General features: G+C 72.9%; 11 protein-coding genes. 7 read left to right on the plus strand and 4 right to left on the minus strand.

Annotated elements, in window-relative coordinates; genetic code table 11:
• The first annotated feature begins 84 nt into the window (after positions 1 to 84).
• Complete coding sequence (locus AB0M88_RS23575; RefSeq protein ID WP_364105583.1) at positions 85 to 873, plus strand: hypothetical protein; 789 nt, start codon at positions 85 to 87, stop codon at positions 871 to 873.
• Here the strand turns inward: AB0M88_RS23575 and AB0M88_RS23580 are convergent.
• A complete protein-coding gene (locus AB0M88_RS23580) occupies positions 870 to 1,385 on the minus strand; it encodes a hypothetical protein (protein ID WP_364105585.1) in 516 nt (171 codons plus the stop codon). The genes AB0M88_RS23575 and AB0M88_RS23580 overlap by 4 nt on opposite strands.
• Before the next feature lie 1,239 nt (positions 1,386 to 2,624).
• Here AB0M88_RS23580 and AB0M88_RS23585 point away from each other — a divergent pair.
• Positions 2,625 to 3,002 (plus strand): hypothetical protein, encoded by a 378-nt coding sequence (locus tag AB0M88_RS23585; protein WP_364105587.1) that lies wholly within the window; start codon positions 2,625 to 2,627, stop codon positions 3,000 to 3,002.
• A 24-nt stretch (positions 3,003 to 3,026) separates the two neighbouring features.
• On the opposite strand, the gene AB0M88_RS23590 is transcribed toward AB0M88_RS23585, so the two are convergent.
• Positions 3,027 to 3,335: a hypothetical protein gene (locus AB0M88_RS23590; RefSeq protein ID WP_364105589.1), complete on the minus strand. Its 309-nt coding sequence runs from the start codon at positions 3,333 to 3,335 to the stop codon at positions 3,027 to 3,029.
• Positions 3,336 to 3,393: 58 nt separating this feature from the next.
• Between AB0M88_RS23590 and AB0M88_RS23595 the strand changes: the two genes are divergently transcribed.
• Together AB0M88_RS23595 and AB0M88_RS23600 are read left to right on the plus strand one after the other, a co-directional pair.
• Positions 3,394 to 3,729 (plus strand): VOC family protein, encoded by a 336-nt coding sequence (locus AB0M88_RS23595; RefSeq protein ID WP_364105591.1) that lies wholly within the window; start codon positions 3,394 to 3,396, stop codon positions 3,727 to 3,729.
• Between the two features lie 102 nt (positions 3,730 to 3,831).
• A complete protein-coding gene (locus AB0M88_RS23600) occupies positions 3,832 to 4,341 on the plus strand; it encodes an alpha/beta fold hydrolase (RefSeq protein WP_364105593.1) in 510 nt (169 codons plus the stop codon).
• A 26-nt stretch (positions 4,342 to 4,367) separates the two neighbouring features.
• On the opposite strand, the gene AB0M88_RS23605 is transcribed toward AB0M88_RS23600, so the two are convergent.
• Together AB0M88_RS23605 and AB0M88_RS23610 are read right to left on the minus strand one after the other, a co-directional pair.
• Positions 4,368 to 4,745 (minus strand): STAS domain-containing protein, encoded by a 378-nt coding sequence (locus tag AB0M88_RS23605; protein WP_364105595.1) that lies wholly within the window; start codon positions 4,743 to 4,745, stop codon positions 4,368 to 4,370.
• Complete coding sequence (locus AB0M88_RS23610; RefSeq protein WP_364105597.1) at positions 4,742 to 5,044, minus strand: STAS domain-containing protein; 303 nt, start codon at positions 5,042 to 5,044, stop codon at positions 4,742 to 4,744. Before AB0M88_RS23610 ends, AB0M88_RS23605 begins: the two co-directional genes overlap by 4 nt.
• A 153-nt stretch (positions 5,045 to 5,197) precedes the next feature.
• Between AB0M88_RS23610 and AB0M88_RS23615 the strand changes: the two genes are divergently transcribed.
• The 3 genes from AB0M88_RS23615 to AB0M88_RS23625 are packed head-to-tail and all read left to right on the plus strand — an operon-like array spanning position 5,198 to position 7,766.
• Positions 5,198 to 5,875: a response regulator transcription factor gene (locus AB0M88_RS23615; RefSeq protein WP_364105599.1), complete on the plus strand. Its 678-nt coding sequence runs from the start codon at positions 5,198 to 5,200 to the stop codon at positions 5,873 to 5,875.
• Positions 5,872 to 7,224 carry a HAMP domain-containing sensor histidine kinase gene (locus tag AB0M88_RS23620; protein ID WP_364105601.1) on the plus strand — a complete coding sequence of 451 codons (1,353 nt, stop codon included), beginning with the start codon at positions 5,872 to 5,874 and terminating at the stop codon, positions 7,222 to 7,224. The genes AB0M88_RS23615 and AB0M88_RS23620 overlap by 4 nt, the downstream gene beginning before the upstream one ends.
• Entirely contained in the window at positions 7,221 to 7,766 is a 546-nt protein-coding gene (locus tag AB0M88_RS23625; RefSeq protein WP_364105603.1) for a GerMN domain-containing protein, read from the plus strand. The genes AB0M88_RS23620 and AB0M88_RS23625 overlap by 4 nt, the downstream gene beginning before the upstream one ends.
• The last annotated feature ends 960 nt before the right edge of the window (positions 7,767 to 8,726 follow it).

An 8,726-nucleotide genomic window follows, 5' to 3' on the forward strand; every position in this document is an offset into this window, starting at 1 on the left:
ACCTGGCCACCGTCATAAACAGGCCGGCCCGCCGCGGTTTTGCCGCCGTCGATTAGGTTGGGCGCCTACCGATGGGAGTCAGCTGTGCCGAAGTGGACCGTTCTCGGTGTGGGCGTCGTCGCCGTTCTCGCGCTGGCGGCGTGCAACCCCGACTCGACCCCGGCCGCGTCGGGTGCGTCCAGCCCTGCTTCCCCGTCGGGTTCGCCGAGCGCCGAGCCGACCGTGGCGGTGCCGGCCGACGCCGGCAAGGCGCTGCTCGAAGCCGCCGGGCGGCTCGGGAAGCAGCCGTTCAAGCTGAAATTCTCCGCGCTCGGCCAGGAAGCCACCGGCTCGATCGACCTGACCGGCAAAACCAGCGAGATCGACACGCTGCTGCAGAACGGCGCCACGATCAACGTACGCCAGCTCGGCACCGACCAGTACGTGCAGGTCACCGGCGACACGGCCGGCGCCCTGCACGCCACCGCCGGCAAGTGGATGCACGTCGACAGCCGGAGCCTGCCGGCCGGCAACCCGCTCCGCCCCGACCACAACCAGGCCGCCTCCGCCGCCGGCCTGCTCAAGGGAGCGAGCGGGGTCCGCCGCGCCGGTCCGGGCGACTACTCGGGCAAGGTCGACCTCAGCCACGGCGGTGCCACCCAGCTCCCGGCCAGTCTCGCGGGCAAGTTCAAGGCCGTGCCGTTCACGGCTGAAGTCGACGCCCAGGGCCGCCTGACGTCCCTGATCTTCGACATGAACTCGGTGCTGAGCGGCGCCGGCGAGCTGAACACGGCGTACTACGACTACGGCGTACCCGTGACCGTGACCCGCCCCGCGGCGGGCGAGATCGTCCCCATGCCGGAGGCCTTCAAGAAGGCCATCGGCCTCGGTTAATCACCCAGAATGCCGGTCACCGGCAGCCCGCAGGCGCCCTGCGCCAGCCGGGCGTGGCTGTTGACCGACCCGACCACCGTCATCAGCCGGGCCAGCTCCTTCTTGGCCGTGGCGTCGTCAGCGGGCGGGTTGGCGGTCGCCGAATTCACCAGGTCGACCAGCTGGTCCTCGTCGTCGGCGAGCCCGTTGACCGCCTCCTGCAGGCCGCCGCTGAACACCAGCATGTGCCCGTACGTCCGCAGCTTGTCGGCATACTTCCGCGCCTCGGCCAGTTCGGCGGCGGTCGGCGCCGCATCGTCGTCCGATGAGGCCGACGAGGCCGGCGATTGCTGGGTTACCTGCGCGGCCTCGGCCTTGAGGTCTTCGCAGACGGTGTGCTTGGCGTACGCGTTGACGCCGCCCGCACCGGCCCCCACCAGGGCGACCAGCCCGATGATGCCGAAGGCGACCGCCTTCCAGGGTCCGCGCCGTGGCTGTGGGGCGGCGGGCGGCGCGGAGTTGAACTGCACCATCCACGGTTGAGCCTCGCCCGGGCCGGCGTTCGCCGGGGGTGTCCAGCCGCCCTGGTCAGGGGCCGGGGCCGGGTAGGCGGCTTGCGGGGCCGGCGGCGGCTCTGCCGGTTGGCCCGTCCAAAGCCCGCTCGGCTGCGAGCCTTGGTTTGCCGGTGGCGCCGGGGCACCGATCGGTTCGACGGTCTGGGTCTGAGCTTGCCAAAGTCCGCTCGGTGGCGCGGTCTGGGCCTGCTCCTGCCACAATCCGCCGGGCGGCGGGGCCGGTTGCGCCTGCTCCTGCCACAGCCCGCCGGGCAGCGGGGCCGGTTGGGCCTGCGCAGGCCACAATCCGCCGGGCGGCGGGGCCGGTTGGGCCTGCGCCTGCCACAATCCGCCGGGCGGCGGGGCCGGTTGGGCCTGCGCCTGGGTCTGTGCTTGCCAGAGCCCACCCGGCGCTGCCGCCGGCTCCGCCTGTGACCGGGTCTGCCACAGCCCACCCGACGCGGGCACGTTCACCGGCCGCAAGCCGCTTGGCACAGAGTCCTGCGCCGCCTGCGTCTGCCACAGCCCGCCCGGCCCGGGGACCTGATGCGACGACAGCTGCTGCTGCTCGGCGTGGCCGTTGGAAGGTCCTGGCGCCGGTGGCCGGCCGGCGAGTTGCCCGGCCGCCGTCTCGTGACCGGGGTGGGTGGTCGGCGGCGCCCATTGCCCGCCCGGTTGCGGGGCGTCAGGCACCGGGTATCCGGATTGGTCCGGCCGCAGGCCGCTCGGCTGCCGCAGCGGCGAGGCAGCGGGGTCCGCCGCCTGACCCGGCCAGGCCGCCCCCGACTGCGCCGCGTAACCCGGCCCGGCCGCCCCCGACTGCGCCACGTAACCCGGCCCGGCCGCGCCCGACTGCGCCGCGTAATCCGGCTGGGCCGCCCATGTCCCGCCGTTCGGCGGTGGCGCCTGGTCCGACCACCCAGCCGGACCCGCGTGGGATCCGTCCTGGCCGGGGTACGCCTGCGAGGCCCATGTCTGCGCGTTCTGCTCAGGTTGCATCCGGACAGCACCTTTCGAGGGATCTCACAGGTTCAGCCCCTCGATCGGCAGCCGGGCCCCCACCTTGAGGTCCCCTGCGCCCATTTCGCACCCGGTACGCGCCCGCACCGCACCGCTACGCCCCTCAAGGCACAACCGAAAAGTCAGACTCCGCCCGCCAGGCGAGACCGGCGCCGAGCGATATCTCCGGGAAGGCGCCGGGGCACTAAGCTCCGCGGAATGCCGGCCCGCGTCATCCTCACCGTCCTGGCCCTGATTACCGGGGGCTACCAGGTCATGGACGGGATTCACGTTCTGGCCACCGGCGTTTACATGGGTTCGGCCACGCCCGGCCCCTGGCGGCATGTCATTCACGCCACCGGCATCGACCCGATGGATTTCGGGCCCGGGTTTGTCGTGCTCGGGGTGTGCTGGCTGGTCGCGATCGCGATGTTGCTGTCGACCTCGTCGCGGCGGGCCTGGTGGGCTCTGCTGGTCATCGCCGTGCTCACGGTGTGGTATCTGCCGGTCGGCACGCTGACCGCGGTCGCCACGATCGTCGTGTTGTTGGCGGCCCGGGAGCGGCTGGTGCGGCCGGTCAGTCCACCGCCAGGCTGACCTCGGTCGACTTGACCAGGGCGGTCACTCGGCGTCGTCGCGCCGGTCGGAGGCGGCCCACGAGGCGGCCGCGGTCAGGGCCGAGACGGCCAGCACGGACGGCCAGGCGCCGATGCGCTTGGCGAGCGGATGCGAGACGGCGAAGGCACCGACGTACGTCGCGACCAGCGCGCCGGTCACGGCCGGGCTGGTGCGCCGGGCCCACTCGCGGCCGGCCAGCACGCCGCCGGCCGCCAGGACCACGCCGCCGAGCGGGCGGATGCCGGTGCGGCGGGCCAGTTGCCAGCCGCCGATCAGGGAACCGGCGGTCACCGCCGCGGTGGGAAGACGCATGGGGTGACCGTACACCGGGCGTCCGGGGGACAATCGGATGATGCGTGCGAAACGGATCATGCCCAATCTCAGGGTCGCCGACGTGGACGCGGCGAAGGATTTCTACACCGGATTCCTCGGGCTCTCGACCGAGGATTTCAACATGGGCTGGGTGGCCCGCTACACCTCACCGGAGACGGACGCCCGGATCCAGTTGGTCACCAGGGATGCCACGGCCGCCGCCGATGCGGCGATCTCCATCCATACGGATGATGTCGAGGGCGCGTACGCGGAGGCGCAGCGCCTGGGCTACGAGATCGTGCACCCGCTGCAGACCGAGGAGTGGGGCGTGCACCGCTTCCTCGTGCGCGCCCCCGACGGCAATGTGGTCAACGTCGTCCAGCACGACGATTAGGACAGGAAATCGCCGCACCCGATCGCCGGCCACAGCAGTTGACCGGTTATGGAGCCTCAACCGCCCCGCCGGACGACACACGCCATCGGCGGCCCGGCGAGAATGCTCGTCTACGACCGCTGGGGCTGGTACGGGCGGCCGGTCCTGCTCCTGCACGGCCTGCTCTTCGACCGCACCATGTGGTGGCCGGTCGCGGCCGAACTGACGACCGCGACCAGCTGCACGGTGATCGCCCCCGACCTGCCCGCCCACGGCGACTCACCGGCCCGCGAGGATCACGACCCGGGCAAGCTGGCGCACGATCTGGGCCAGCTGGTGCACAAGCTCGACCTGCACCGGGCGCCGATCGTGGTCGGCCACGGGGAGAGCGCCGCCCTGGCGACCGCGTTCGGCGAGCGGTTCGCGGTCCACGAGGTGCTCACGGTCGACGACCTCGGTAGCGGCCGGGCCGAGATCCCCGAACACTACCGGCCGTACGCCCGGGCCCGGGCAGACCCCGAACTGCTCACGGCGTACGAGAAGTGGCCCCACCGCCCCCCGACCTGGCCCCACCTGGCCGACCCGCGGGCCTTCGCGGCCGGCCTGCGGGCCCGCCTGGCCCCGAAAGGCTAGTCCCTTGCGTACGCGGCGAACGGGCGCTACCGCGAGCTGACGATCGAGGCGGCCGCCGTCGACGCCGCGACCTCGGCCCGCACCCAGCGCAGCGCCGTCACACACTCGTCGAAGATCGGGAAGACGCCGTCGACGTGCATCGTGTGCAGCACGGTCAGCACGAACCGGGACGGCGCCACCAGGCAGATCACTCCCCCGCGGTGCTTGGCCCGGCCGTGGGCCCGGATCAGCACGCCGAGACCGGCCGGGTCGACCCGCGGCGACCCGGCCAGATCGACTACCACGGCCGTGTGCCGGTCGACCGCCCAGCACAGCGCGTCGCGGAGATCGGGCGCCATCGTGGCGTCGAGGTTGCCGTGCACGCGGACCAGCGCGCTGTCGCCGGTGGTGGTCAGCTCGATCATGCCGGCACCCCGGCGTCCACCTCGAAGACCTGGTCGAGGCGGGCCAGCCGCAGGGTGCGCCGCACCTTGTCGCGCGGGGACCGCAGCGTGAGGCGCCCGCCGTCGGCGAGGGTCGTGCGGTGGGCCCAGAGCAGCACGGCGATGGCCCCGGCGTCGACCAGCGGGCAGCGCCGCAGGTCGATGATCAGCGAGGCCGGGCGCAGCGCGACCGCGTCGGCGATCAGCCGGCCCCAGCGCTCGACCGAGGCTCCCTCGAGGGCCTCCGTGACGATCACGACGGTTTCGGGTATCTCCGGCATCAGGCCCCCTCCCGGACGGCACGGTCGTTGCGGAGAAAACTCTGGTCGGCGGATGTGGCGGAGCGTCCGCAGCAATATGACAGTTGCGTGACACTCCGGTCACCCGCGCGCCCGGGCTCGCCGGGCGGGCCGGGGGCCGGGGAGGATGGGGCGATGTCCGCCGTGTTGGTGATCGAGGACGACGACCGGATCCGGCTGTCGTTGGTGCTGGCGCTCGAGGAAGAGGGCTATCTGGCGGCTGGCGCCCCGACCGCCGAGGAGGGCCTGGCCGCGCAGCGCGCCGAGCCGGCCGACACCGTCCTGGTCGACCTCATGCTGCCCGGCATCGACGGGTTCGAGTGCATCCGTCAGCTGCGCCGCACCGACGACGTGCCGATCGTGGTGATCAGCGCCCGCGACGACACCCACGACATCGTGGCCGCGCTCGAGGCGGGCGCCGACGACTACCTGGTCAAGCCGGTCTCGGTCAAGGAGCTGACGGCCCGGCTGCGGGCGTTGCGGCGGCGCGGGCGCACGGTCGCGCCCGACGCCGTGCCGGTGCTGCGGTTCGGCGAGCTCGAGGTCTCCCCCGAGGCCGGCGAGGTGCGGCTGGGCGGCCGGCGGGTACCGGTGACCCGCACCGAGTTCCAGCTGCTCTGCGAGCTCGCCGACCACCCCGGCCGGGTGCTCTCCCGCCAGCAGCTGCTGCAGCGCGTGTGGGGTTACGACGGCGGCGACGAGCGCCTGGTCGACGTCCACGTGGGCCGCCTCCGGCAGAAGATCGAGGCCGATTCGAGCGCCCCGAAGCATCTGGTGACCGTCCGCGGCCTCGGTTACAAGCTGGAACGATGAGCCGGGCCGGCCTCCGCGTCCGCGTCATCGCCGGCTTCGCCGCCGGGGCCCTCGCGCTTTCCGCGACGATGGCCTTCGTCTCGTACGAGATCACGCGCCGCTCGCTGCTCGACGAGCGGGAGAGCACGAACGTCCGGGCGGCCTACTACGACGCCGCGGTCGTACGCTCCGGCATCTCGGCGACGACCAGCCCGGACGTAGCCTCGGTGCTGCGCTCGCTCGACACCGGCGACACCCGCCGCGCTCTCGTGCAGCGCAACGGCCAGTGGTACGCCCGCAACGCCGACTCGGGCATCAGCGGCTCGGTGCCGGCCGTTCTGCAGGAGCGCGCCGCCCAGGGTTCCCCGGCGGTCCAGCGCATCCGCACCGACGGCAAGCCGACGCTGGTGGTCGCCATCCCGATCGCCGCCGACACGGTCTTCTACGAGGTCGACTCGCTGGCCGAGCTCGACCACACGCTGCGCGTGCTGACCATCGTGCTCACCGCGGTCGCGCTGGGCACGGCCCTCGGCGGGGCCGCGCTCGGCTGGTACGCCAGCCGCTACGTCCTGCGCCCGCTCGTGCGGGTGGCCGAGGCCGCCCAGGAGATCGCCGACGGCAAGTCGGACGCCCGGCTCGACCCGGCCCAGGAGCCCGATCTGGCCCGGCTGACCACCTCGTTCAACCACATGGTCGACGAGTTGTCGGCCCGGCTCGAGCGGGACCGCCGGTTCGCCGCCGACGTGAGCCACGAGCTGCGGTCGCCGCTGCAGACGCTGTCGGCCGCGGCGAGTGTGCTCGACCGGCGGCGGGAACTGCTCGACGAGCGCAGCGCCACCGCGGCCGGCCTGGTGACCGACGAGATCGCCCGCTTCCAGCAGCTGGTCGACGACCTGCTGACGCTCTCGCGGGGCGACAAGCCGGCCGAGCGCACCCCGGTCGACGTGGCCGACCTGGCCCGCTCGGTGTGCCGGCAGCGCGGCCTCGGCGACGACCTGATCGAGGTCACCGGGGACACCGAGTGGTGCGTCGACCGGCGGCGCTTCGAGCAGATGCTGGGCAATCTGCTGGACAACGCCGCGGCGTACGGCGGAGGGGTGACAGCCGTCCGGCTGTCGCTGTCGCAGAGTGACGGACGCCTGGAGGTCGACGACGAGGGACCGGGGGTGAGCCCGGCCGACAAGGCCGTGATCTTCGACCGGTTCGTGCGCGGGCGCACCGCCGGCACGCGCGGCGACGGCGCCGGCACCGGCCTCGGCCTGGCCCTGGTCGCCCAGCACGCGGCCGCGCACGGCGGGGCGGCCGACGTGCTCGACCGGCCGGGCGGCGGCGCCCGCTTCCGCATCGACCTGCCGGGGTGCCACCCATGAGGCGCCTGCTGCTGCTGGCCGTCGTTGTGCTGGCCGGGTGCGGGGTCCCGGCCGACAAGGCACCCCGCGACCTCGGTCGCTCTCAGGTCGCGTACGGGTCGGACGCGCCCGCCCCGGACCGCTTCGGCCCGGCGGTGGAGCGCCTCTACCTGGTCGACGACGGCAAACTCGTGCGCGTCGTCCGGCGCGCGGCGGCCCCGCGCACACCGGCCCAGATGGTGCAGGACCTGGTCGCCGGGCCGACCCGGGCCGAGCAGCAGGACGGCCTGACCAGCGCCCTCGCCCAGATGCGGGTCGGCTCCACGACCGTCACCCAGCGCCGCGCCGCGGTCGAGATCGGCGCCCCGCCGGTGCCGGGCGCCCGCAGCGACGAGGCCCTCGCCTACGCCCAGATCGTCTGCACGCTCACCAGCCAGGGCGCCGAGGTCGGCACCGTCTCGTTCACCCGCGACGGCCAGATCCTGGCCGTCCCCCGCGGCGACGGCTCCCTGTCGACCGGCCCGCTGACCATCGCCGACTACGCCGAGCTCATCAAGTCGTGAGCCCTCGCGTTTCTCGGCGCTGTGAGAGCCGGCTTTGCAGTGGGGGCCGGCCCGGTGTCAACCGCGACGCACGCAGTCGCGGCATCAGAGGCCGCGAACTTCATCGCGGGCACACGGGACACCGGAGCTCGAAGCAGCTTCTCCCTACGTGCCGCCGAAGTCCGGCAGCGCTTCAGCTCCAACCGCGAGCAGGGTTTCTCTATTCGAACCTGCGGGACACACCGCACCATCCGTTGCCGGGCATCCACGCCGGTCAGCAGGTCCCGGACCGGCGAGAGCCAGATCGGGCGGCTGGCCCGGACACTGATCCGCAAGTTCACGCGGCTCGCCGCCACGGCCAATGCATCACTGCGGCGCCGCCGGCCGCGCCAGCTCGCCGGCCAGGCCTCCAACGGTTCGCAGATCATTGCTCTGTGGCACCAGATCACCGTGTCCGCTGTTCGCCGGCCCAATGATCCCGCTCGGGCCAGATCGCCCGGCACCTCGTCACCGCTGCTCGCCGGCCCGCGAGGGGGCCTGATTCCGCATGGCTGTCCTTCGTCGTCAGCCACGAGGTAGCGATCGCCTGACCATGACCGGCGCGCTCCCCCGTCGTACATCCGGGAGCGCAGGTGGCAGTCTGCGAGATCCATGCCGCGCTGGGAAACCTTCCCGTGCCGACCTGGTTGGTCCGCACGGTCACTCTCACCGTCCTGGTCCTCTTCGCCGCCCGGCAGATTGTCGGGATCGCCATGCTCGAGGCCGGCGACGCGCCGGATCCGCCCGGGCGGCACACCTGTTGGACCTGGTCAGCCCGGCGCCGGAGGGTTCCAGGACGGCGCTTTCCCGATTGTTGAATCGGGCTTTGTCACGGAACCGTCATACAACCGCTGGACGGGCGCCATAGCGGGCTTCGAAGATCGTCGCCGGGACTGCCCCCTCCCCAGGGTGTCCGCGCGGTGGCCACTTCGTTGCCCGGGT

Source organism: Actinoplanes sp. NPDC051411 (assembly GCF_040682075.1).
Classification (GTDB): domain Bacteria; phylum Actinomycetota; class Actinomycetes; order Mycobacteriales; family Micromonosporaceae; genus Actinoplanes.

What these genes read in the sequence shown, in the direction of transcription:
- AB0M88_RS23580 (WP_364105585.1), bottom strand. Translation starts at nt 1,385, where the DNA reads ATGGTGCAGTTCAACTCCGCGCCGCCCGCCGCCCCACAGCCACGGCGC.
- AB0M88_RS23585 (WP_364105587.1), top strand. Translation starts at nt 2,625, where the DNA reads ATGCCGGCCCGCGTCATCCTCACCGTCCTGGCCCTGATTACCGGGGGC.
- AB0M88_RS23590 (WP_364105589.1), bottom strand. Translation starts at nt 3,335, where the DNA reads ATGCGTCTTCCCACCGCGGCGGTGACCGCCGGTTCCCTGATCGGCGGC.
- AB0M88_RS23595 (WP_364105591.1), top strand. Translation starts at nt 3,394, where the DNA reads ATGCCCAATCTCAGGGTCGCCGACGTGGACGCGGCGAAGGATTTCTAC.
- AB0M88_RS23600 (WP_364105593.1), top strand. Translation starts at nt 3,832, where the DNA reads ATGCTCGTCTACGACCGCTGGGGCTGGTACGGGCGGCCGGTCCTGCTC.
- AB0M88_RS23605 (WP_364105595.1), bottom strand. Translation starts at nt 4,745, where the DNA reads ATGATCGAGCTGACCACCACCGGCGACAGCGCGCTGGTCCGCGTGCAC.
- AB0M88_RS23610 (WP_364105597.1), bottom strand. Translation starts at nt 5,044, where the DNA reads ATGCCGGAGATACCCGAAACCGTCGTGATCGTCACGGAGGCCCTCGAG.
- AB0M88_RS23615 (WP_364105599.1), top strand. Translation starts at nt 5,198, where the DNA reads ATGTCCGCCGTGTTGGTGATCGAGGACGACGACCGGATCCGGCTGTCG.
- AB0M88_RS23620 (WP_364105601.1), top strand. Translation starts at nt 5,872, where the DNA reads ATGAGCCGGGCCGGCCTCCGCGTCCGCGTCATCGCCGGCTTCGCCGCC.
- AB0M88_RS23625 (WP_364105603.1), top strand. Translation starts at nt 7,221, where the DNA reads ATGAGGCGCCTGCTGCTGCTGGCCGTCGTTGTGCTGGCCGGGTGCGGG.